The sequence below is a fragment of the Stenotrophomonas sp. 22DLJC03 genome, assembly GCF_056861405.1.
The window spans coordinates 761,959-784,299 of sequence record NZ_JBSPUG010000001.1 but is presented as its reverse complement, the minus strand read 5'-3'; the positions used below and the strand labels follow the sequence as shown (position 1 = coordinate 784,299).

At 67.3% G+C, this 22,341-nt stretch carries 27 protein-coding genes; 21 read left to right on the top strand and 6 right to left on the bottom strand.

All coding sequences use genetic code 11. From position 1 onward, the window contains the following. The first annotated feature begins 31 nt into the window (after nucleotides 1–31). The 4 genes from AC13GA_RS03735 to murU all read left to right on the top strand — a co-directional run bounded on the left by AC13GA_RS03735 (nucleotide 32) and on the right by murU (nucleotide 3,662). Complete coding sequence (locus tag AC13GA_RS03735; protein WP_482997696.1) at nucleotides 32–1,525, top strand: M20 family metallopeptidase; 1,494 nt, start codon at nucleotides 32–34, stop codon at nucleotides 1,523–1,525. A 70-nt stretch (nucleotides 1,526–1,595) separates the two neighbouring features. After that, entirely contained in the window at nucleotides 1,596–1,865 is a 270-nt protein-coding gene (locus AC13GA_RS03730) for a GlsB/YeaQ/YmgE family stress response membrane protein (RefSeq protein ID WP_088024918.1), read from the top strand. A gap of 64 nt (nucleotides 1,866–1,929) precedes the next feature. Beyond that, nucleotides 1,930–2,955 (top strand): aminoglycoside phosphotransferase family protein, encoded by a 1,026-nt coding sequence (locus AC13GA_RS03725; RefSeq protein WP_253079415.1) that lies wholly within the window; start codon nucleotides 1,930–1,932, stop codon nucleotides 2,953–2,955. Further along, on the top strand, nucleotides 2,952–3,662 hold the full coding sequence (gene murU / locus AC13GA_RS03720) for an N-acetylmuramate alpha-1-phosphate uridylyltransferase MurU (RefSeq protein ID WP_482997542.1): 711 nt from the start codon (nucleotides 2,952–2,954) through the stop codon (nucleotides 3,660–3,662). Before AC13GA_RS03725 ends, murU begins: the two co-directional genes overlap by 4 nt. 515 nt (nucleotides 3,663–4,177) lie before the next feature. Here the strand turns inward: murU and hda are convergent. From hda to AC13GA_RS03705, 3 genes are read right to left on the bottom strand one after another with little or no spacing between them, the layout of a single operon-like run. Continuing rightward, entirely contained in the window at nucleotides 4,178–4,885 is a 708-nt protein-coding gene (gene hda / locus AC13GA_RS03715; RefSeq protein ID WP_046982523.1) for a DnaA regulatory inactivator Hda, read from the bottom strand. After that, nucleotides 4,885–6,054, bottom strand: a complete 1,170-nt coding sequence (locus AC13GA_RS03710) for an AI-2E family transporter (RefSeq protein ID WP_482997541.1) — start codon at nucleotides 6,052–6,054, stop codon at nucleotides 4,885–4,887. The genes hda and AC13GA_RS03710 overlap by 1 nt, the downstream gene beginning before the upstream one ends. Beyond that, entirely contained in the window at nucleotides 6,051–7,190 is a 1,140-nt protein-coding gene (locus AC13GA_RS03705; protein ID WP_046982521.1) for a DUF2066 domain-containing protein, read from the bottom strand. Before AC13GA_RS03705 ends, AC13GA_RS03710 begins: the two co-directional genes overlap by 4 nt. Before the next feature lie 99 nt (nucleotides 7,191–7,289). Here AC13GA_RS03705 and purM point away from each other — a divergent pair, with 99 nt between their 5' ends. From purM to AC13GA_RS03670, 7 genes are all read left to right on the top strand, one after another. Continuing rightward, entirely contained in the window at nucleotides 7,290–8,348 is a 1,059-nt protein-coding gene (gene purM / locus AC13GA_RS03700) for a phosphoribosylformylglycinamidine cyclo-ligase (RefSeq protein WP_482997540.1), read from the top strand. Between the two features lie 22 nt (nucleotides 8,349–8,370). Further along, nucleotides 8,371–8,859: a hypothetical protein gene (locus AC13GA_RS03695; RefSeq protein ID WP_136640042.1), complete on the top strand. Its 489-nt coding sequence runs from the start codon at nucleotides 8,371–8,373 to the stop codon at nucleotides 8,857–8,859. After that, nucleotides 8,856–9,254, top strand: a complete 399-nt coding sequence (locus AC13GA_RS03690; RefSeq protein WP_482997539.1) for a hypothetical protein — start codon at nucleotides 8,856–8,858, stop codon at nucleotides 9,252–9,254. The genes AC13GA_RS03695 and AC13GA_RS03690 overlap by 4 nt, the downstream gene beginning before the upstream one ends. A gap of 41 nt (nucleotides 9,255–9,295) precedes the next feature. Next, on the top strand, nucleotides 9,296–9,955 hold the full coding sequence (locus AC13GA_RS03685) for a DUF2238 domain-containing protein (RefSeq protein ID WP_482997538.1): 660 nt from the start codon (nucleotides 9,296–9,298) through the stop codon (nucleotides 9,953–9,955). Next, the gene (gene purN / locus AC13GA_RS03680; RefSeq protein WP_426354135.1) at nucleotides 9,952–10,611 is read left to right on the top strand and encodes a phosphoribosylglycinamide formyltransferase; all 660 of its coding nucleotides are present in this window, start codon (nucleotides 9,952–9,954) and stop codon (nucleotides 10,609–10,611) included. The genes AC13GA_RS03685 and purN overlap by 4 nt, the downstream gene beginning before the upstream one ends. Before the next feature lie 67 nt (nucleotides 10,612–10,678). Beyond that, nucleotides 10,679–11,500 (top strand): DUF3108 domain-containing protein, encoded by an 822-nt coding sequence (locus AC13GA_RS03675; protein WP_426354137.1) that lies wholly within the window; start codon nucleotides 10,679–10,681, stop codon nucleotides 11,498–11,500. A 2-nt stretch (nucleotides 11,501–11,502) separates the two neighbouring features. Next, on the top strand, nucleotides 11,503–12,186 hold the full coding sequence (locus AC13GA_RS03670; protein ID WP_046982514.1) for a DUF3108 domain-containing protein: 684 nt from the start codon (nucleotides 11,503–11,505) through the stop codon (nucleotides 12,184–12,186). 131 nt (nucleotides 12,187–12,317) lie between these two features. Here AC13GA_RS03670 and AC13GA_RS03665 read toward each other — a convergent pair whose 3' ends face one another. From AC13GA_RS03665 to AC13GA_RS03655, 3 genes are read right to left on the bottom strand one after another with little or no spacing between them, the layout of a single operon-like run. Continuing rightward, the gene (locus tag AC13GA_RS03665; RefSeq protein ID WP_426354141.1) at nucleotides 12,318–12,647 is read right to left on the bottom strand and encodes an EF-hand domain-containing protein; all 330 of its coding nucleotides are present in this window, start codon (nucleotides 12,645–12,647) and stop codon (nucleotides 12,318–12,320) included. After that, nucleotides 12,644–13,915 carry a UDP-N-acetylglucosamine 1-carboxyvinyltransferase gene (gene murA / locus AC13GA_RS03660; RefSeq protein WP_482997537.1) on the bottom strand — a complete coding sequence of 424 codons (1,272 nt, stop codon included), beginning with the start codon at nucleotides 13,913–13,915 and terminating at the stop codon, nucleotides 12,644–12,646. Before murA ends, AC13GA_RS03665 begins: the two co-directional genes overlap by 4 nt. Nucleotides 13,916–13,936: 21 nt before the next feature. Beyond that, nucleotides 13,937–14,167: a BolA family protein gene (locus AC13GA_RS03655; RefSeq protein ID WP_012510288.1), complete on the bottom strand. Its 231-nt coding sequence runs from the start codon at nucleotides 14,165–14,167 to the stop codon at nucleotides 13,937–13,939. 54 nt (nucleotides 14,168–14,221) lie between these two features. Here AC13GA_RS03655 and AC13GA_RS03650 point away from each other — a divergent pair, with 54 nt between their 5' ends. From AC13GA_RS03650 to rapZ, 10 genes are all read left to right on the top strand, one after another. Beyond that, nucleotides 14,222–15,223 (top strand): KpsF/GutQ family sugar-phosphate isomerase, encoded by a 1,002-nt coding sequence (locus tag AC13GA_RS03650; RefSeq protein ID WP_482997536.1) that lies wholly within the window; start codon nucleotides 14,222–14,224, stop codon nucleotides 15,221–15,223. 66 nt (nucleotides 15,224–15,289) lie between these two features. Continuing rightward, nucleotides 15,290–15,838, top strand: a complete 549-nt coding sequence (locus AC13GA_RS03645; RefSeq protein WP_136640035.1) for a KdsC family phosphatase — start codon at nucleotides 15,290–15,292, stop codon at nucleotides 15,836–15,838. Next, entirely contained in the window at nucleotides 15,835–16,410 is a 576-nt protein-coding gene (gene lptC / locus AC13GA_RS03640; protein ID WP_004147322.1) for an LPS export ABC transporter periplasmic protein LptC, read from the top strand. Before AC13GA_RS03645 ends, lptC begins: the two co-directional genes overlap by 4 nt. Before the next feature lie 104 nt (nucleotides 16,411–16,514). Then, nucleotides 16,515–17,066: a lipopolysaccharide transport periplasmic protein LptA gene (lptA, locus tag AC13GA_RS03635; RefSeq protein WP_004147320.1), complete on the top strand. Its 552-nt coding sequence runs from the start codon at nucleotides 16,515–16,517 to the stop codon at nucleotides 17,064–17,066. Continuing rightward, nucleotides 17,066–17,785 (top strand): LPS export ABC transporter ATP-binding protein, encoded by a 720-nt coding sequence (gene lptB, locus AC13GA_RS03630; RefSeq protein WP_004147318.1) that lies wholly within the window; start codon nucleotides 17,066–17,068, stop codon nucleotides 17,783–17,785. Before lptA ends, lptB begins: the two co-directional genes overlap by 1 nt. Before the next feature lie 40 nt (nucleotides 17,786–17,825). Continuing rightward, on the top strand, nucleotides 17,826–19,250 hold the full coding sequence (locus tag AC13GA_RS03625) for an RNA polymerase factor sigma-54 (protein ID WP_136638885.1): 1,425 nt from the start codon (nucleotides 17,826–17,828) through the stop codon (nucleotides 19,248–19,250). A gap of 58 nt (nucleotides 19,251–19,308) precedes the next feature. Continuing rightward, nucleotides 19,309–19,626, top strand: coding sequence for a ribosome hibernation-promoting factor, HPF/YfiA family (gene hpf, locus AC13GA_RS03620; RefSeq protein WP_004147311.1), 318 nt, complete (start codon nucleotides 19,309–19,311; stop codon nucleotides 19,624–19,626). 21 nt (nucleotides 19,627–19,647) lie between these two features. Further along, nucleotides 19,648–20,100, top strand: a complete 453-nt coding sequence (locus AC13GA_RS03615; RefSeq protein ID WP_136638886.1) for a PTS sugar transporter subunit IIA — start codon at nucleotides 19,648–19,650, stop codon at nucleotides 20,098–20,100. Then, entirely contained in the window at nucleotides 20,097–21,047 is a 951-nt protein-coding gene (gene hprK / locus AC13GA_RS03610; protein WP_004147299.1) for an HPr(Ser) kinase/phosphatase, read from the top strand. The genes AC13GA_RS03615 and hprK overlap by 4 nt, the downstream gene beginning before the upstream one ends. Nucleotides 21,048–21,074: 27 nt before the next feature. Further along, nucleotides 21,075–21,959 (top strand): RNase adapter RapZ, encoded by an 885-nt coding sequence (gene rapZ, locus AC13GA_RS03605; RefSeq protein ID WP_136638887.1) that lies wholly within the window; start codon nucleotides 21,075–21,077, stop codon nucleotides 21,957–21,959. Nucleotides 21,960–22,341: the final 382 nt, after the last annotated feature.

The following is a 22,341-nucleotide window of genomic DNA, read 5'->3' as shown; positions in this document are numbered from 1 at the left end:
GCTGGATCAGCCCATGCAACCGGAGTTTCAGATGGACAGCGCCAAGCTCGGCCAATTCGTCAATGACAAGTGGGACAGCGAAATCGTCCCGCAGTTGGTCGACTACATCCGCATTCCCAACAAGTCGCCGATGTTCGACGCCAATTGGGTGCAGAACGGCTACATGGAACAGGCGGTCACGCTGATGGAGAACTGGGCCAAGGCCCAGCAGCTGCCCGGCCTGAAGGTTGAAGTGGTCCGCCTGGAAGGCCGTACCCCGCTGATCTTCCTGGAAATTCCGGCTACCGGCGCCGAAACCGGCGACGACACCATCCTGCTCTACGGCCACCTGGACAAGCAGCCGGAAATGACCGGCTGGGACGACGACCTCGGCCCATGGACCCCGGTCCTGCGCGGCGACAAGCTGTATGGCCGCGGCGGTGCGGACGACGGCTACGCCATCTTCGGCTCGCTGGCCGCCGTGCTGGCGCTGCAGGCCCAGGGCCTGCCGCACGCCCGCTGCGTGGTGCTGATCGAAGCCTGTGAAGAGTCGGGCAGCTACGACCTGCCGGCCTACGTCGACCACCTGGCCAACCGCATCGGCAAGCCGTCGCTGGTGGTGTGCCTGGATTCGGGCTGCGCCAACTACGACCAGCTGTGGTGCACCACCTCGCTGCGCGGCCTGACCGGCGGCAACTTCACCGTGAAGGTGCTCAACGAAGGCGTGCATTCCGGCGATGCCTCCGGCGTGGTGCCGTCCAGCTTCCGCCTGCTGCGCCAACTGCTGTCGCGCATCGAGGACCAGGACACCGGCCGCATCCTGATCGACGGCATGAACGTTGAAATTCCGGCCGAGCGCCAGGCGCAGGCCAAGCGCGCCGCCGAAGTGGTCGATACCGAGATCTTCGAGAAATTCCCGATGGTCGACGGCCTGCGTCCGATGAACGAGGACCTGACCGAGCTGGTGCTCAACCGCACCTGGCGCCCGGCGCTGTCGGTCACCGGCGTGGGTGGCATGCCGGCGCTGGAATCGGCCGGCAACGTGCTGCGTCCGCAGACCTCGGTGAAGCTGTCGCTGCGCCTGCCGCCGACTGCCGACGGCAAGACCTGCGGTGAGCTGCTGAAGGAAGCGCTGCTGCGCGATCCGCCGAACGGTGCGCAGGTCACCCTGGACCTGGAAAAGGCCTCCACCGGCTGGAACGCGCCGGCCATGGCGCCGTGGCTGACCCAGGCCATCGACGACGCCAGCCAGGCCTTCTTCGGCAAGCCGGCGATGTACATGGGCGAAGGCGGCTCGATCCCGTTCATGGGCATGCTGGGTGAGAAATTCCCGGGCGCCCAGTTCATGATCACCGGCGTGCTCGGCCCGCACTCCAATGCACACGGCCCGAACGAGTTCCTGCACATCCCGATGGGCAAGAAGGTCACCGCCTGCGTGTCCAAGGTGATCAGCGAGCACTACGCCGCCAGCCTGCGTGGCGAGACCAGCGGTTCGCCGGTGGCTGCCGACAGCGGCACCCGCCACGGCGACCACGGCTGCTGCTGAATCCGGCACACCGTGACGGACGCAGCCTGGCCTTGCTAGGCTGCGTCCACTCTTGGTGGAAATCGCACGCATGAATGGTCTGTTCGGCAGCAGCAGCTGGCTCTACATCATCCTGGTCGGCTTCTTCGTCGGCCTGCTCGGGCGTTTCTTCATGCCCGGCAACAACCGCATGGGCTGCCTGCTGACCATCGTACTGGGCATCCTCGGTGCGCTGCTGGCCGGCTGGTTCGGCCAGTACATGGGCTGGTACGCCGCCGGTGAGCCGGCCGGTTTCTTCGGTGCGGTGGTGGGCGCCGTCGTCGTGCTGGCGATCCTGCGCCTGTTCAGCGGTCGCCGCTGACCCTGCCCCTCCTTCCTTTCCTGTTGCCGACGTTGGCGCGCCCGGCGCGCCCGGATATGCCTGCATGACCGAACCCGCCTCCGATCCCCAGCGCAGCGCGCAGCGCCTGCAGTGGGCCCGTACCCAGCTCGATGATTCCAGTGCGGTGGTCGAACGCGCTTCGGTCGATGCCGGCATGCGCAGTTACTGGCGCACCACCAGCACGCGCGGCAGCCACATCGTGATGGACGCCCCGCCGGGGCTGGAAGATCCGCGCCCGTGGCTACGCATGCGCGGCCTGCTGCACGACAACGGCCTGCGCGTGCCCGCGCTGCTGGCACAGGATCTGGATGCCGGCTTCCTGCTGCTGGAAGATCTCGGCGGCCCGACCCTGGCGAAGATCCTCGACGAGCGCAACGCTGACGAATGGTTCGGCCGTTCGATCGAACAGCTGCTGCGCCTGCAGGCGATCCCGGTGCCGGCTGACTTCGGCCAGTTCGGTGAAGCGCTGCTGCAACGCGATGCCGGCCTGTTCGACGAATGGTTCCTGCAGCGCCACCTCCACCTGGAGCTGGACTGCGGCGAGATCGAAGGCCTGCAGCTGGTACACCGCCGGTTGATGGATAACGCCCTGGGCCAGGCGCAGCTGCTGACCCATCGCGATTACATGCCGCGCAACCTGATGCCGGTCGACGACGGTCCGGCGGTGCTGGATTTCCAGGACCTGGTGCGTGGTCCGATCGCCTACGACGCGGTGAGCCTGTTCAAGGACGCATTCCTGAGCTGGCCACTGCAGCGCGTGGACGAGTGGCTGGCGCAGTACCACGAGCGTGCGCGCAGCGCTGGCCTGCCGGTGCCCGACCGCGCCACCTTCCTGCGCGATGCAGACTGGATGGGCATCCAGCGCCACGTGAAGATCCTCGGCCTGTTCTGCCGCCTGCGCTATCGCGACAACAAGGGCCATTACCTCGACGACGCGCCGCGCTTCATCACCTATCTGGATGAAGTGCTGCCGCGCTACCGCGAACTGGCGCCGCTGCAGCTGCTGCTCGAAGACCGCATCAAGCCGGCGCTGGCCGAGCTGGCGGCACCGATGCGCGTGGCCCGATGAAAGCACTGGTCTTTGCCGCCGGCCTGGGCGAGCGCATGCGCCCGCTGACCCTGCACACGCCCAAGCCGCTGCTGGAAGTGGCCGGCAAGCCGCTGATCGTCTGGCACCTGGAGCGCCTCGCGGCATTGGGTGTGCGCGAGGTGGTGGTCAACACCGCATGGCTGGCCGAGCAGTTCCCCGCGACGCTGGGGGATGGCAGCCAATGGGGCCTGCAACTGCATTTCCTGTACGAAGGGCCGACCCCGCTGGAAACCGGCGGCGGCATCCTCAACGCATTGCCGGTGCTGGGCGACGCCCCGTTCCTGGTCGTGAACGGCGACATCTGGACCGATTTCGATTTCGCCACGCTGCCGCGCGAGCCGCAGGGCCAGGCGCACCTGGTGCTGGTCGACAATCCGGTTCAGCACCCCGAAGGTGACTACCGCCTCGATGCGCAGGGGCTGCTGCACCACGACCGCGAAGGACCGTGCCTGACCTATGCCGGCATCGGCGTGTATCGCCCTTCCGTCGTGGCCGACTGGCGCACGGTGATCGGCGATGCGCCGGGCAGCGAGCGGATGCCGCCGAAGTTCTCGGTGGTGCCGCTGCAGAAGCATTTCATGGCGCAGGGCTTGATGACGGGTCAACACCATCGCGGGCGCTGGACCGACGTCGGGACGGTGGATCGCCTGCGCGCGCTGGATGTTGAGTTGGCAGCGAACGGCTGAGCCCCTCGTGGTTGGACGCTCAGATCAAAAGCCGTGCTTGGCCGGGCGGGTGGGCCATGCAGGGGACGCTGCAAGTACGTCCCTGTAAGCTCGATGGCGCCATCCATGGCGCCAACGCCCCTGCATGGCCCACCCGCCCGGCCTCTGACAGTTTCCGTGGGCGTCCAGCCACGGAAAAGGAAAAAGAAAAGCAAAAGCGGGTCGCGTCGCTACGCTCGCTCTGGTGTCGACCAAGGTCGACACCCACCACATGCAAGACGCGTCGACACCCACCAACAGCAGTGCAGTACGCAGTCCCGGCAGATCGCGGGAATCTGTCGAAGGCGGGGTGGCTCAGGTTGCGGGGGCGTGAGCGCCATGGATGGCGCGATCGAGGCTACAGGGACGTACTTGCGCCGTCCCCCGCAACCTGAGCCACCCCGCCATCCCACGGATAGCCAGCTTTTGACGTTGACGTTGCTTCGGCTTCGGCTTCGGCGGGTGCAGGGCGCAGCCCTGCAAAGCAAACCCCACCCTCAGTAACGCGGCCGGCCTTCTTCCAGCACCTGACGCAGGAACGGCACGGTGATCCGCCGCTTCGCCGCCAGCGACTCCCGGTCCAGCCAGTCCAGCAGCGTGATCAACCCACCCAGCTCGCGCCCGGTGTGCGACAGCAGCCACTCGATGGACGCTTCGTCGATGGCCAGGCCACGCCGCAGCGCACGCTCGCGCAGCACCGCTGCCCGCCCTTCCTCGTCCAGCGGCTGCAGCAGCACACGCACGCACTGGCCCAGCCGCGAACGCAGGTCGGGCAGTACCAGGCCCAGTTCTTCCGGCGCCTTCTGCGCGGTGTACAGCACGGTCACGCCCGCAGCGCGCGCGCGGTTGTGGAAATCGAACAGCGCGATCTCGTCCTCGCGGTTGCCGGCGACCTCGTCCAGGCCGTCCAGCGCCACCAGCTCGCGCGCCTCAAGCCCATCCAACGCCGCGCGTACGCGGCCGGCGGCGCTGGCCAGCGGTACGTAGGTCGGCAGTCGCCCGGCCTGCTCGGCGCTGGAGCACATCGCCAGCGCCTGGTGGGTCTTGCCCGTGCCCGCCGCGCCTTCCAGGTAGATCCAATCGTGGCTGGCGCCGACCGCGATCGCGCGCAGCTGCGCCAGCGCGCCATCCGGCGCGCCGATGAAGGTCTCCAGGCGCTGGTCCCTCGGGTAATGCAGGGCCAGCGGCAGTTGCGGCACACCCATCACTTCAGGTCGGGGCCCTTGTCGTTCGGAATGATGATATGGGGGGCATCGACCACGCCATCAAGCACGATCGCCGGCTTCTCACCCACGTACAGCTCGCTCTGGCGATAACGCTGGTGCGCGTAGCGCAGCAGCACGTTGGTCACCGCTGCCACCGGCAGCGCCAGCAGCATGCCAAGGAAGCCGAACAGCTGGCCACCGGCCATCACTGCGAAGATCACCGCTACCGGGTGCAGGCCGATCTTGTCGCCGACGATGCGCGGGGTCAGCACGTAGCTTTCCAGCAACTGGCCCACGGTGAACACCACGCCGACCAGGATCAGCAGCTTCAGGTCGAAGCCCTGCGCCTGCACCAGCGCGGCGACGATGGCCATCAGGATGCCGGTAGTCGCGCCCAGGTAGGGAATGAAACTGATCAGGCCGGCGATCAGTCCGATCAACAGGCCCAGCTTGAGGCCGACCAGCGACAGGCCACCGGCATAGATCACGCCCAGTGCCAGCATCACCAGGAACTGCCCGCGGATGAACGCACCGAGCACTTCGTTGGATTCGCGTGCCAGTGCGGAGATGGTGCCGATCTGGTTGCGCGGGATCACCGACGCGACCCGCTCGACCAGCTTGTCCCAGTCACGCAGGAAGTAGAACGCCAGGATCGGCAGCAGCAGGATGTTGACCACCCAGGTCACCATCGCAAAGCCCGAGCGCGAGACGTAACCCATGAACGTGGTGGCAAAGCCGCCCGCCTGCTGCCAGTGGCTGCGCACCCATTCGATCAGGCGGTCCGGATCCATCCACTGCATCACTTCCAGACCGGTCTTCTGCTCGAACCAGGGAATGCCCTTTTCCATCAGCCACGCCTGCGCCTGCGGCGCAACCGCGATCAGGGTGGTGATCTGGCGCTCGATCATCGGCACCAGCACCAGCAGCAGCGCCACGATCACCAGCACCATCGCCGCGAACACCAGCACCACGCCGGTCATGCGCGAGCGGCCGGTGGCCTCGATGCGGTCCACCAGCGGGTCGCCCAGCCAGGCCAGTGCCAACGCCAGCACGAACGGAGTCAGGATCGGGGCCAGCAGCCAGACGATCCAGCCGATCAGGCCGGCGAACAGGATGTACTTCAGCCGGCGCAGGAACTGCGCGATTTCCGCTTCCGGGGTCAGGATCATCGCAGTCGGTACTCGTTGCTGACAGGCGGGGCCACCGGGGTACCGGTGGTGTCATCGATGGGCGTCGGCAGCGCCGGCAGCGGTGCGCTGGGCACCAGCACGCCACCGTCGCCGAGCATGCGGTTGAAGCCGGCCAGGCCGGTGGTCATCTCCAGGCTCAGCTCCAGCTGGCCGGCCGAGGCATGCAGCGGGGTGACGTTGCGCACCACCGGCACCTCGCGCAGGCCAGCGGCCAGGCGCAGGTAGTCGTCGGCGCTGTTGATGCCGGTCACCACCACGCGGTAGGTCCCGGCCTGGCCGGTGGCCACGCCGGCCTTGGCATAGCGCTTGACCAGCGCATCGGCGGCGCCGTCGGCACCAGCGGCCATCGCGCGCATGGCGTTGGCGTCCTTGCTGGTCCACTTGTTCAGTTCACGGCCGTTGTCGACGAACACCCAGTCCGCCTGCCAACCGCCATTGGCGCGGTACAGCTTGCCGATCAGCTGCATCGGCGGCGAGTAGCGCGAGGAGGCGCGGGCCACCGCGGCGCTGTCCTGGCGCCAGATGGCACCGGCCAGGGCCTGCTCGGCGGCACCGCCGCTGGGCAGGCCCAGCTTGTAGCCGCGTTCTATGGCGCGGTTCAGCAGCGGGCGCGCGGCGTTGGCCTGCTGCACGCTGACCAGGCGCGGGCCGCTGCCGTCGTCGACGGCCAGCCACAGCACCGGCTTCGGCCGCGGCTGCGGCCACAGCGGCAGGCCCAGCGCCGACACCAGCGAATCAACATCATCCTCGCGGAAGCGGGCGACCAGCAGCGTCCGGAAGCTTGGGGCGCCGCCGGCGCCCACGCTCTGGTCCTGCTTGTAGTCGTAGCTGGCCACGTAATCCTTGGCATTGCGCAGCGCCTGCACCACGCCGGGGCGGGACATGGCGTTGCGGTCGCCGGACAACTTGCCCAGCACCACGCTCAGGGCGCGGGCCAGGGCGCCGTTGCGATCGGCCTCGGCTTGGCTGTTGACGGGCACTTCGGCCTCGTACGCGCCACTGGCGGTGGCGACATCACCCTCGGTGCGAAGGCCGCTCTGGGCCATCGTGGCCACCGGCAGGCTCAGCGCAAGGAGCAGGGTCAAAATCAGGCTGCGGCGCATCAGGACATCCATTGGCTCGACGTATCCGGGGGAATTGTTGCCCGAATACGGCCTTTGCGCCAATGCGGCCTGTTAAAATCGCCCGTTCAACCCCTGCCAGCGCCGACGCCCGTGACCAACACCCCGTCTTCCGCCCCTTCCCCCCTCACCTACCGTGATGCGGGTGTCGACATCGACGCCGGCAACGAGCTGGTCGAGCGGATCAAGCCCCTGGTCAAGCGCAGCTTCCGCCCGGAAGTGATGGGCGGCCTGGGTGGCTTCGGCGCCCTGTTCGACCTGTCCAACAAGTACCGCGAGCCGGTACTGGTGTCGGGAACCGACGGCGTGGGCACCAAGCTGAAGCTGGCCCACCAGCTGAACCGCCACGATACGATCGGCATCGATCTGGTCGCCATGTGCGTGAACGACGTGCTGGTGCAGGGCGCCGAGCCGCTGTTCTTCCTGGACTACTTCGCCACCGGCAAGCTGGAAATCGACACCGCCGCGGCGGTCGTGGGCGGCATCGCCAACGGCTGCACCGAGGCCGGTTGCGCGCTGATCGGCGGCGAAACCGCTGAAATGCCCGACATGTATGCCCCGGGCGAGTACGACCTGGCCGGCTTCACGGTGGCCGCGGTCGAGAAGAGCGAGCTGAAGGACGGGGCCAGCGTCGCCGCCGGTGACGTGCTGATCGGTATCGCCTCCTCCGGCCCGCACTCCAACGGCTACTCGCTGGTCCGCCGCATCTATGACCGCGCCGGCCGCCCGGCCGAGCTGGAGCTGGAAGGCGGCGTGAAGCTGGTCGACGCGCTGATGGCGCCGACCCGCCTGTACGTCAAGCCGATCCTGTCGCTGCTGAAGTCGCACGGCGCGGCTATCCACGGCATGGCCCACATCACCGGTGGCGGCCTGACCGAGAACATCATCCGCGTGGTACCTGAAGGCCTCGGTCTGGACATCCAGGCCTCGTCCTGGACCCTGCCGCCGGTGTTCCAGTGGCTGCAGAAGGAAGGCGCGGTGGCCGACAGCGAGATGTGGCGGACCTTCAACTGCGGCATCGGCTTCGTGCTGATCGTCGCAGCGGACCAGGTCGATGCCGTATCCGAGGCTGTCCAGGCCCAGGGCCTGGACCACTGGACCATCGGCCAGGTGGTCACCGCTGACGGCGCCGAGCGCGTCCACATCGGCTGATCCCGGCAACCCAGGAGCCCGCATGGACGCAACGCCCCCCTTGTCGCCCGCTCCGGTGCCGCCGCCGCTGGCGACGGTACCGGTGTTCAGTGCGCAGGATGCCGACCACCTGCGCATGCTGGCCATCGCGCACTATGTGGTCGGCGGCCTGATCGCGCTGTTCTCGCTGATCTTCATCATCCACATCGTGCTGGGCATCGCCGCGCTCACCGGCAACCTGCCGATGAATTCCGGCGGCCAGCCGTCGTCGCCTGCGGAGCAACGCCTGTTCGGCTGGATGTTCACCATCATCGGCTGCGTCATCGTGTTCGGTGGCGTCACCCTGGGTGCGTTCGTGGCCTATGCCGGCCGCTGCCTGACCCGTCGCCGCCGCTACCTGCTGTGCCTGATCGTGGCCGGCCTGGCCTGCCTGTTCGCGCCAGTCGGCACCGTGCTGGGGGTGTTCAGCCTGATCACCCTGCTGCGCCCGCAGGTCAAGGCCGCCTTCGACCTGCCTGCCGCGGCCGCATGACCGCCTCCGGCAATCCGCCGCCGCTGCCGCGGCAGACCCTGGCGCAGCTGCAGCTGACCAGCCATCTGCAGACGCTGAAAGTGCTGTTCTACGCGTTGGCCGGCTTCCATTGGGTCGCCACAGTGGCCTTCCTCGGCCTCAGCGGCTGGGTGGCCCACTCACGCGGGCTGGACGATGCCTGGATGCTGACCACGATCTATGCCTCGATCGCCGTGCTGGCCGTCGTGCTCGGCTTCGTGCAGCTGCATACCGCGCGTCTGTTGACGGCCCGCACCGGGCTGGCCTGGTGCCGGCGCGCGGCGTGGCTGGCGGTGCTGGCCGCCTATGCATGGGTGTTCCTCGGCAAGCCGGAAATGGCTGCGCTGTTCGACCGCGGCGACCATCTCGGCGTCTGAGCCGGCAGACAGACGAACCATCCCCCTTCGATCGACCCGACATGTCCTCGCCTGCCATCGCCACCACCGCTGCAACCGCCTACCGCTTCTCCGGCCCCAAGAAGCTGGCCTTCACCGCCGTACTGGCGGTGTTCGCGATCAGCTGGATCCATCCGCTGTGGCCGATCGAGCAAGCCCTGCACAGCACGCTGACCGTGATCGGCCTGGCCGCACTGCTGTGGGTCGACCGCCGCGGCGGTTGGCTGGGCAATGGCGCCTTCATCGCGATCTGCGGCTTCATCGCCCTGCACTGCGTGGCAGCGCGCTGGCTGTATTCCAACGTGCCCTATGACGCGTGGTCGCAGGCGTTGTTCGGCTGGTCGCCCAACGTGGCGTTCGGCTGGCAGCGCAATCATTTCGACCGCCTCATCCACTTCCTGTTCGGCGTCTGCTTCACCCCCGCCCTGCTGCAGCTGGCCCGCCACGCCTGGCCGGCGCTGCGGCCGGGCCAGGCCTTCACTCTGGCGGTGATGACGGTGATGTGTGCCAGCCTGGTCTACGAGTGGTTCGAGTGGGCCATCGCGCTGGCCCTGTCGCCGGATGCCGCCGAGGCCTACAACGGCCAGCAGGGCGACATGTGGGACGCGCATGCCGACATGCTGATGGCCACCGTGGGCAGCCTGCTGACCTGGCCGCTGATCCGCCGGAGTTCGCTGCAATGACCACCCCCACCCGTATCGCCGTGCTCGCCTCTGGCCGCGGCAGCAACCTGCAGGCCATCCTCGATGCCATCGGCAGTGGGCACCTGCCGGCTGAAGTGGTCGGCGTGTTCTCCGATCGCCCCACCGCGGAGGCGCTGCAACGCGTGGCACCGGCACTGCGCTGGGCGCATGCACCAAAGGAGTTCAGCGACCGCGCCGCCTACGAACAGGCACTGGGTGATGCCCTGGCTGCAGTTGAGCCGGACTGGATCATCTGTGCCGGCTACATGCGCATCCTCGGCGCTGGCTTCGTGCAGCGCTTCGATGGCCGCCTGGTCAACATCCACCCGTCGCTGCTGCCGCTGCACAAGGGCCTGGACACGCATGCACGGGCACTGCAGGCCGGCGATACCGAGCACGGTGCCAGCGTGCACCTGGTCGTGCCCGAACTTGACGCAGGTGCAGTGCTGGCCCAGGTGCGTGTCCCGGTGCAGCCAGGCGATGATGCGGACAGCCTGGCCGCGCGCGTGCTGGCGGTGGAACACCCTCTGTTGATCGCCACGCTGCAGCTGCTGTGCGGCGGCCGCCTGGCTGAACGGGAGGGACAACCCTGGCTCGACGGTCACCCCCTGTTTAGCCCATTGGCCCTAGATTCCGCCGGTAACCTGAACCGGTAAGCCCATTGCACACGCCCCGCTGACTGCGGGGCTGGCATCCTGCCTCCCCCTGCGGTCCCTGTCCTCCATGAAGACCACGACCCTGTTGTCCACTTCACTGCTGTTGTCGCTTGCCATGCTTCCCGCCGCGGGCTGGGGACAGGTGCAGGCGCCTGCCGCTTCGCCGGCGCCGGTGCCCGTGGTGCAGCCGCCCGCCGAACCGGCCGTACCGATGCCGGCGGCGCTGGCCTGGGAGCCGCCGCCGCTGCAGCCGTTCAGCGCCACCTACCAGGCCTTCTACAAGGGCAAGGAGGCCGGCGATGCCAGCATGCAGGTCACCCATACCGGCGGCAGCCAGTGGCGGGTGGACATGCAGGTGGTCGGTCGCCGCGGCTTCGCCAGCGTGCTCGGCCTTAACATCGAACAAAGCACGGTGTTCGAGGAGCGTGGTGGCATCTATGCACCGCTCAGCCAGAGCACCGTGCGCAAGGGCCTGTTCCTCGGCAAGAAGGCCGTGGGCACCTACAACTGGCAGGCCGGCACCGCGCAGTGGACCGGTGACGTGAAGAAGGAACGCGCGCAACCGATCCCGCTGCAGGCCGGTGACCAGAGTGCGCTGCTGATCAATCTGGCGATCATGCGCGATGCCCGCCCGGGTGCCACCATGCACTACCGCTACGTGGACATGGGCAAGGTCCGCCAGCACGACTACCAGGCCGCAGCGCAGACCGAGAACGTCGAGGTCGGCGACCTGTCCTACAACGCGCTGCGGGTCTACCGGACCAACGGCGGCAACAACGAAACCATTCTCTGGATCGCCAACGGTGTCCCCACCCCGGTGCGCATCCTGCAACGCGAAGACGGCGAAGATCGCGTCGATCTGCGCCTGATCGAATACCAAGGAGTCTGAGCATGAACACCCTGACCCGCCCCCTCACCTGGATCGCAGCGGCCGCACTGACCGTGGCCAGCCTGCCGGCCATGGCGCTGGAACCGTTCAAGGCCGATTACCTGGCCAGCTACATGGGCATGCAGGCCAACGGCACCATGACCCTGGCCAGCGAAGGTGCCAACAAGTGGCGCTACAGCCTGCAGGTGAAGAACCAGCTGGCCGATCTCAGCCAGAGCACGGTGTTCGAGGAAGTGCGTGGCCAGCTGCGCCCGCTCAGCAGCCAGGACCGTTCTGCGCTGCTGGTGAAGAAGCGCAACGTGCAGGCCAACTACAACTGGAGCAGCAACCAGGCCACCTGGACCGGCGACATCAAGCCGGACCGCGCCGGACCGATCGCATTGAAGGCCGGTGACATGGACGCGTTGCTGATCAACCTGGCGATCGCCCGTGACCTGGCTGCTGGCAAGCCGCTGACCTATCGCATGGTCGACGAAGGCCGCATCAAGAACATGACCTACCGCGTGATCGGCAAGGAGTCGATCACCGTGGGCGGCAAGAGCTATGAAGCCACCAAGGTCTCGCGTGCCGACGGCAACAAGGAACTGATCGCCTGGATCGTGCCCGAGTTCCCGGTGCCGGCGCGCATGCTGCAGCGTGAAAGCGGCCGCGATGCGCTGGACCTGACCATCAGGGCGATGAACTGATTGCAGGGGTCGGATCCCTTCCCCCGGGAAGGGCTCTGACCCCGGTTGCGACATGGTGGGGTCAGAGCCCTTTCCGTCGGAAAGGGATCCGACCCCGCGCAAAAGAAACGCCCGCTTTCGCGGGCGTTTTCTTATTTCTTCGCTTCAGCGGGCTTCTGTTCCTCGGCCGGCTTGAACTCGGTCCGGCAATCCACCCGGATCTGCTCGCCGGTGCTGCGCCAGACGAAGGTCCGGCAATGGCGGCTGCCGTCCTGGCTGTCATTGACCGACACCGCATAGAACGACTGGATGATCTCGTCACGCGAGACCGTGCCGTCGCCGTTCCAGTCCATATCTTTCTGCTCGATGCCCTGGGTGATGGCCAGGTTGGCGTACCAGGCATAGCCCAGCCACGCCAGCACGATCAGCACCAGCACCAGCAGCGCCTTGCGACGCGGGCTGAACCTGCCGCGCAGGATCATGGCACGCGCCGGATGGTGGCACCGAGCGAAGACAGCTTCTCTTCGATGTTCTCGTAGCCACGATCAAGGTGGTAGATGCGGTCGATGGTGGTCTCGCCGCTGGCCATCAGCCCGGCCAGGATCAGCGAGGCCGACGCACGCAGGTCGGTGGCCATCACCGGCGCGCCGCTCAGGTGTTCGTTGCCACGCACGATGGCGGTATGCCCTTCGACCTGGATGTCCGCGCCCAGCCGCAGCAGTTCGTTGACGTGCATGAAACGGTTCTCGAAGATCGTTTCGTTGATCACGCCGACGCCGTCGGCCACGCAGTTGAGCGCCATGAACTGCGCCTGCATGTCGGTCGGGAACGCAGGGTACGGCGCGGTGGTGAGGTTGACCGCCTTCGGTCGCTTGCCCTGCATGTCCAGGGTGATGGTGTCTTCGGTGGTCTCGATCTTCGCGCCCGCCTCGACCAGCTTGGACAGCACTGCGTCCATGGTGTTCGGGCGCGCACGGTTGACCGTGACCTTGCCACCGGTCATCGCCGCGGCCACCAGGAAGGTGCCGGTCTCGATGCGGTCGGGCAACACTTCGTGGCGGCCACCGGACAGGTGCTCGACGCCTTCGATGACCAGGCGGGCGGTGCCCAGGCCTTCGATCTTCGCGCCCAGCGCGATCAGGCAGTGCGCCAGATCGGTCACTTCCGGTTCCATCGCGCAGTTGTCGAGGATGGTGGTGCCTTCAGCCAGCACCGCGCCCATCAGCACGTTCTCGGTGCCGGTGACGCTGACCATGTCGAAGGTGAAGTGCCCACCCTTCAGGCGCTTGGCGGTGGCCTTGATGAAGCCGTTCTCGACCACGATCTCGGCACCCAGGGCCTGCAGGCCCTTGATGTGCTGGTCGACCGGACGCGAACCGATCGCGCAGCCGCCCGGCAGCGATACTTCCGCCGCGCCGAAGCGGGCCAGCAGCGGGCCCAGCACCAGGATCGAGGCGCGCATGGTCTTGACCAGCTCATACGGTGCCACGTGCTGGTTGACCGAACGCGGGTCGACCACGATCGCGCTGCCGCGAGACAGGGTGCCCTGGTCGATGGTCACTTTCGCGCCCAGTTCGCCCAGCAGCTTCACGGTGGTGACCACGTCGTGCAGGTGCGGCACGTTGGTGATCTCCACCGGCTCGTCGGCCAGCAGGGTCGCGCAGAGAATGGGGAGGACGGCGTTCTTGGCGCCGGAGATGCTCACTTCACCGTGCAGCGCAGCGCCGCCGGTCACAACGATCTTGGCCATGTATTCGGGATCTTCTGCGGTTCAGCCGGCTTCGGCCGGGGTCACGGTTTTCAGTGCCAGCGCGTGGATCGCGCCGCCCATCAGGTCGCCCAGAGTGGCATACACCATGCGGTGGCGTGCCAGCGGCATCTTGCCGGCGAAGGCGTCACAGACCACGGTCGCTTCGAAATGCACGCCATCGTCGCCCTGCACGTCGGCGCGGGCGCCGGGCAGGCCGGTTTCGATCAGATTGCGGATGGTGTCGGCGTCCAACGGGCTTTCCTAATAAAATGTACGTCCATTCTACTTCCGCTGCGTGGCGTCCGCATGGCCGAATCCCTGTTGCCCCCCCGTTCCGTCGACCCTGCCGGCCTGGTCGCCAGTGGCCGCCGCGTGTTCGAGATCGAGCGGCAGGCGCTGGATGCCGTGGCCGACCGCCTCGGCGAGGCCTTCCAGCAGGCCTGCCGGGCGATCCTTGGCAGCCGCGGCCGGGTGGTCGCCACCGGCATGGGCAAGTCCGGGCATATCGCCCGCAAGATCGCCGCCACCCTGGCCTCCACCGGGACCCCGGCCTTCTACGTGCACCCTGGCGAGGCCGGTCATGGCGACCTCGGCATGATCACCGAGGACGACGTAGTGCTGGCGCTGTCCTATTCGGGCGAGTCGGACGAGGTGCTGATGCTGCTGCCGGTGCTCAAGCGCCAGGGCAACGTGCTGATTTCCATGACCGGGCGCCCGCAGTCCAGCCTGGGCACCGCCGCTGACATCCATCTGGACGTCAGCGTGCCGGCCGAGGCCTGCCCGCTGGCGCTGGCCCCGACCTCCAGCACCACCGCCTCGCTGGCGATGGGTGATGCGCTGGCGGTGGCCCTGCTCGACGCGCGCGGCTTCACCGCCGATGACTTCGCCCGCTCGCACCCGGCCGGCAGCCTCGGCCGCCGCCTGCTGCTGCACATCACCGACGTCATGCACACCGGCGAAGACCTGCCCAGCGTCGGCGCCGACGCCAGCCTCAGCGAAGCCCTGATGGAGATGAGCCGCAAACGGCTCGGCATGACCGCCGTGGTCGACGCGGACGGCGTGCTGATCGGCCTGTTCACCGATGGTGACCTGCGCCGTGCGCTGGACAGTGCACTGGATGTGCGCACGGCGAAGATCGCCGATGTGATGACCCGCAACCCGCGCACCATCGGTGCCGACCAGCTGGCAGTCGAGGCCGCGCGCCTGATGGAGACCCACAAGATCACCGGCCTTATCGTGGTCGATGGCCAGGGCCGGGCGGTCGGTGCCCTGAACATTCATGACCTGTTGCGGGCCCGGGTGGTTTAACCGACAGTCCGTAGACCCCATTCAGTCTGTAACGCCGCACCCGCCCCCACCGAGCCTGTCGCCCTGATGCCCTGGTCCCCCCTGCCCGCCTTCCCTGCCCACCTGCATGCCGCTGCGGCCCGTATCCGCCTGGCCTGCTTCGACGTGGACGGCACCCTCACCGACGGTCAGCTGTACTACGACAAGGACGGCAACGAGAGCAAGGCGTACTTCGTGCAGGACGGCCTGGGCCTGAAACTGCTTCAGCAGCACGGCATCCACCCCGTGCTGATCACCGCGCGCAACAGCCAGTCCGCGCTCAGGCGCGGCGCCGACCTCGGCATCGATACCCAGATCGCCGTGGGCGACAAACTGGCCAGCGTGCAGGCCCTGTGTGCCCAGCACGGCATCGGCCTGGAACAGGTGGCGTTCATGGGCGATGACCTGCCCGACCTGGCACCGCTGGGCGCAGTCGGGCTGGCGGTGGCGCCGGCCAACGCGCACCCGTGGATCGCCGAGCGCGTGCACTGGCAGACCCGCGCCGACGGTGGCCGTGGCGCTGCACGCGAACTGTGCGACGTCCTGCTGGCCGCTCAGGGCCATGTCGATGCGGTGCTGGCGAGGTTCGGCGCATGAATGCTCCTTCGCTCAACTGGCGCACCCTCCTCGGTATCGGCCTGCTGCTGGCGGCCCTGCTCAGCAGCTGGGCGGCGCTGCGCAACCGGGACAAGGGACCGGCCAATGACGGCAAGGAAGTCGGCGTGGACTACATCCTGCACGACTTCCAGATCGTCGCCCTGGATGAGCACGGCAAGGAGTCCACCACCCTGCGTGCGCCGCTGCTGGAGCGCCAGCGCGGCGACCAGACCATCAATATCGCCACCCCGCTGTTCGAGATGCCGGACAAGGATGGCAAGCACTGGACCCTGCGCGCCGAGACCGGCTGGCTCAGCGCCAAGGGCGACGAGATGAAGCTGCGCGGCAACGTGGCCGGCGACAGCCCGGCCGCACCGGGCACGGTGCCGACCACCTTCCGCACCGATCACCTGGACGTGTTCCCCAAGGAGAACCGCGCCCGTACCGACGCTCTGGTGACCATGACCCGCCCCGGCATGGAACAGTCCGGCGTGGGCTTCGAGGTGGATTCGAAGAACAACACGTATCATTTCCTCAGCCAGTCCAAGGGCCGCTACACGCCCAAGCACTGATTCCGCCGCCAGCCTGCGACGTCTCCGGACAGGCGCAAGGCCGGCAGCCCCACCCGCACGCCCCCGGTCCACCCGGGAGGCCCCCACCGGTAGAACGGACCCCGATGAAGATTCCCTTTGCAGCCGTACTCGCGCTTGGTCTTCTTGTCCCCAGCGCCGCCTTCGCCAAGTCCACCGATCGCAACGAAGACATGCACATCGATTCCGGCGCGCAGTCGGGCATGCTCACCGGCGACGGCAAGACCGTGCTGTCGCAGGGCGTGGTCATCACCCAGGGCACGCTGGACCTGCGCTCGTCCGAGGCCGAGATCTACCTCAAGGACGGAGAAGCGGTGCGCGTGGTATTCACCGGCAAGCAGGCCAAGATGAAGCAGCAGCTCGACGATGGCACGTGGATGGACGCCCTGGCCGACCGCATCGACTACGACATCAAGACCGAGATCATCACCCTGACCGGCAACTACAAGGTCACCAGCGCGCGCGGCACCAATGCCGGCCAGCGCATGGTCTACAACACCCGCAGCGGTGAAATGAATTCCGGCGGCGACGGCAGCCGCGTGCGCACCGTCATTCCACCGAAGAACAAGACGCCGGCGGCGCCGGCGGCACAGCCCAAGGCCAGCACGCCGGCGGCACCGGCCGGGAGCAAGAAGTAATGCTCGTCGCCAAGGGCCTGCGCAAGCGCTACAAGCAACGCGAAGTCGTCAAGGATTTCGGGTTGACCCTCGACGCCGGTGAAGTGGTCGGCCTGCTCGGCCCGAACGGCGCCGGCAAGACCACCTGCTTCTACATGATCGTCGGCCTGGTCGCCGCCGATGCCGGCAGCATCGTGCTTGACGGCAAGGACATCACCGGCGACCCGATGTACACCCGCGCCAAGCAGGGCGTGGGCTACCTGCCGCAGGAACCGTCGGTGTTCCGCAAGCTGAGCGTGGCCGACAACATCCGCCTGGTGCTGGAACTGCGCGAGGACCTTGATTCGAAGGGCCGCGAGCGCGAATTGAACAGCCTGCTCGACGAACTGCAGCTGGGCCACGTGGCCGACCAGCTCGGTGCCAGCCTGTCCGGCGGCGAGCGCCGCCGTTGCGAGATCGCCCGTGCACTGGCGGCACAACCGCGCCTGATCCTGCTCGATGAGCCCTTTGCCGGCGTGGACCCGATCTCGGTCGGGGAGATCCAGCGCATCGTCACCCACCTCAAGCAGCGTGGCATCGGCGTGCTGATCACCGATCACAACGTGCGCGAGACCTTGGGAATCTGCGACCGCGCGTATATCCTCGCCGAGGGCAGCGTGCTCGCCCAGGGCTCGCCGGAAGCGATTCTGGACAACGCCGACGTGCGTCGCGTCTACCTTGGGGATTCCTTCAAGCTGTGACGGCAAGCGCCGGGTCCCTCTCCTTCCTTTCGGCACAGGCATGAAGACTCGGCTGCAGACATCGTTGGGACAGCAGCTGGTGCTCACGCCCCAGCTGCAACAGGCGATCAAGCTGCTGCAGATGTCCAGCACCGAGCTGGAACTGGAAATCGCGCAGGCAGTGGAAAGCAATCCACTGCTGGACTGGGCCGACAGCAGTGACAGCAGCAGCGCCGCCAACGAGACCAGTGACAACCCCGACGGCGATGCAGCGGCCGAACGTGCCGACAACGGCGACGACTGGGCGCCGGCCGAACTGGACTGGAGCGCGGCCGGCAGCGGCGGCAGCTTCGACGATGACGACGATACCGGCAGCGCCGCCGAACGCGTGGCCGAAACCGAAACCCTGGCCGATCATCTGCTGTGGCAGCTGCACCTGTCGCACCTGTCCGCACGTGATCGCAGCATCGGTGCCGCACTGATCGATGCACTGGACGACGATGGCTACCTGCGCGAACCGCTGGCAGGCATCGCCGAAACCCTGCTGCCGGCCATCCATGCCGACCAGGACGAGATTCTTGCCGTGCTGCACCGGATCCAGCGTTTCGATCCGGTCGGCGCGGCCGCGCGCACCCTCGGCGAATGCCTGCAGCTGCAGCTGGAGGTGCTGGACGACACCACACCGGGCCTGGCATTGGCGCGACAGATTGCCGCGGGCCCGCTGGAACGGTTGCCGCGCAGCGGCGTGGCCGGGCTGGCCCACGAGTTGAAACTGCCGCTGGCCGAGGTCGAGACTGCAGTGACCCTGCTGCGTTCGCTGGATCCACGGCCGGGCACGCAGATCGCCCCCCTGTCGCAGGACACCTACGTGGTACCCGATGTCGTGGTGTGGCGGCAGAACGGCGTGTGGCGCGCTGCACTGGCCGCGCATGCCGGGCCAAGGGTGGTGATCCACCGCGGCTACGAACAGCTGATCCGCCGCTGTGGCGAGGCCGATGCCGGCTACCTGCGTGCACAGCTGCAGGAAGCGCGCTGGCTGCTGAAGGGCCTGCAGCAGCGCGGCGAAACCCTGCTGCGGGTGGTACGCAGCCTGATCCTGCAACAGGCTGGCTTCCTTGAATTCGGCGAACAGGCGCTGCGGCCGCTGACCCTGCGCGAGATCGCCGCCGAGCTCGGCCTGCACGAATCGACGGTGTCGCGCGCGATTGCCCGCAAGCACGTGCGTACGCCACGCGGCACCCTGCCCCTGCGCGCCTTCTTCGCCTCGGGCATCGATACCGAAGGCGGCGGCGAGGCATCCAGCACGGCCATCCAGGCGATGATCCGGCGCCTGATCGACGACGAGAATCCACGCAAGCCGCTTTCTGACGCCAAGCTGGCTGACCTGCTCAAATCGTCGGGAATTCCAGTAGCGCGGCGCACCGTGGCGAAGTATCGTGAAGCCATGAACATCTCCGCCTCGCACGAAAGGGTCAGAATCGCTTGACGCGCCGCCGCGCCCGGCGGAGAGGTTCATTGGCACATCCGAACACAGGAGAAACCCGATGCGCATCGAAACGTTTGGCAAAGATGTCGAAGTCACCCCGGCCCTGCAGTCCTATGTAGAGGAGAAGCTGGCCCGGATCGGCAAACACTTCGACCAGCACTGCGAAGCGCGGGTGACCCTCAAGCTGCAGAAGACCGAACACCACGTCGACGCCAGCCTCAACATTCCCGGCCAGACCCTGCACGCTGAGGCCAATGCCCAGACCATGTATGCCGCGATCGACCTGCTTGCGGACAAGCTTGACCGTCTGGTGATCAAGCACAAGGAGAAAAAACAGCAGCACGCGCCACTGCCGGTGGGCGACAATGGTGGCTGATCGCCACCGTTCCCCGCAGACATGCCCCTGACTGACCTCCTGGCGGCCGTGCAGACCCAGCTCTGCACGGCCACCGACCGCGACAGCGTCCTGAAGGCCGCCGCCGGGTTGCTGGCCTGCCGCCAGGCCAACGCTGAACAGATCTACCTGAACCTGTGCCAGCGCGAAGCGCTGGGCAGCACTGCGATCGGCCACGGTATCGCCATCCCCCACGGCCGCGCGCCGACCCTGGACCGCCCCCGTGGCGCGCTACTGCGGCTGGCCACCCCGGTCGACTTCGGTGGCGATGAGCCGGTGGACCTAGTGTTCGCGATGGCCGTTCCTTCCCACTACACCCACCAGCACCTGATGCTGCTGTCCGAGCTGGCCGAGCTGTTCTCGACGCCCGCCATCCGCGATGCCCTGCGCGCGGCCGGCGATGCGCGGGCCCTGCGCCAGGCCCTGGAGCTGACCCCACCTGCGAGCGCCGCATGAATACCAGCATCACCGCCCGTGAACTGTTCGAACAGCAGCGCGAGCGGTTGGGGTTGCGCTGGGCCGCAGGCAAGTCCGGCGAGAAGCGTGAGCTGGAGGCTGGCAACACGGTGTCGCGTCGCCCTTCGCTGGCCGGATACCTCAACGCGATCTATCCCAACAAGGTGCAGATCCTGGGCACCGAGGAACTGTCCTGGCTGGATGCGCTGGAACCGCGCCAGCGCTGGGAGACCATCGAGAAGATCATGCAGTCGCATCCGCTGGCGCTGGTGCTGACCCGCAACCAGCCCTGCCCGGAAGACCTGCGCGCGGCGGCGGACGAATCCGGTACGCCGCTGTGGCTGTCGCCCAAGCGCGGCCACGAACTGCTGAATCATCTGTCCTACCACCTGGCGCGCACACTGGCGCCGCGGGTGATCCTGCATGGCGTGTTCATGGAGATCTATTCCATCGGCGTGCTGATCACCGGCGAGGCCGGCTCGGGCAAGAGCGAGCTGGCACTGGAACTGCTCAGCCGTGGCCACCGCCTGGTCGCCGACGATGCGCCGGAGTTCACCCAGATCGCCCCGGACGTGCTCGACGGCACCTGCCCGGAGCTGCTGCAGGACCTGCTGGAAGTGCGCGGGCTGGGCGTGCTGAACGTGCGCGAGATGTTCGGCGACACGGCTGTAAAGAAGAACAAGTACCTTCGGCTGATCGTCCACCTGACCAAGCCGATGACCGAACCCACCCCACATGGCTACGAGCGCCTGACCGGCGATTCGGGCACCCGCCATGTGCTGGACCTGGATGTTCCGCTGATCACCCTGCCGGTGATGCCCGGCCGCAACCTGGCCGTGCTGACCGAGGCGGCCACCCGCCTGCACATCCTTCGCACCAAGGGGATCGACCCGGCGGCCATGTTCATCGCCCGCCACAGCAACCTGCTGGAACGGCGAACACCCTGATTCCCCCGTCCCTCGAAGAGCCTGTCCATGAGCACCGCAATCCCCTCCGCCCCGACCCTGATCATCGTCAGCGGCCTGTCCGGCTCGGGTAAATCCGTCGCCCTGAAGACCTTCGAGGACCAGGACTACTACTGCTCGGACAATCTGCCGATCAACCTGCTGCCCGATTTCGTGCGCAGCCTGCTGGCCAACCATGACGGCAGTGCTCCGCGCCGCCTGGCGGTGGGCATCGACGTGCGCGGCCAGTCCGACCTGAGCCAGCTGGACAACTGGCGGCAGCTGGCCACCGATGCCGGCGTGGAAGTGAAGGTGCTGTTCTTCGAAGCCAGCGACGAAGCGGTGCTCAAGCGCTATGCCGACACCCGCCGTCGCCACCCGTTGAGCCAGTTGGGCCTGTCCCTGCCCGAAGCGATTGCCCGCGAGCGCGAGCTGACCGCGCCGTTGCGCCGCGAAGCCGATGCGGTGATCGACACCAGCGCGCTCAACGTGCACCAATTGCGGCGGCGGATCATCACCGAGTTCGCACTGGACCACGCCACGCGCCTGTCGCTGCTGTTCGAATCGTTCGCCTACAAGCGCGGCGTGCCGGCCGAGGCGGACTTCGTGTTCGACGCGCGCGTGCTGCCCAATCCGCACTGGGATCCGGACCTGCGCGCGCTGAGTGGCCGCGAACCGGGCGTACGTGATTACCTGGAAGCGCAACCGGACGTGCAGCGCTACCTGGCCCAGCTGATGGACTTCCTCGATACCTGGCTGCCGAAGCTGGGGGATGGCACGCGCAGCTACGTGACCGTGGCGTTTGGCTGCACCGGCGGCAAGCACCGCTCGGTGTTCCTGGCCGAGCGCATGGCGCGGCATGCGCGTGAGATGGGCTGGGAAGACGTGGCGACCTACCACCGCGAACAGGATTGAGGGGGGTCGGCCGGGCTGCGCCCGGCACCCGCAGAAACCACGGCAACGTCAACGGCAAGAGCCGGATTACGTGGGATGGCGGGGTGGGTCCGGTTGCGGGGGACGCCGTAAACCCATCCATGGGGGCTTGGCCGCGGCATCCATGCCGCGGACACCCCCGCAACCGGACCCGCCCCGCCTCTGACAGATTCCGTGTGCTGTTGGTGGGTGTCGACCTTGGTCGACACGGTAGATCCACGCCATGCGCGGATGAATCTCTGTCAGGCATCGAAAAAACGGATGGAGTCGGATCCCTTTTCAACGGAAAAGGGCTCTGACCCGAGCAACACTGAATACGGGACACTGTGCCCCTCTCCTGCTGCTATCGCCAATTCACCTTGAC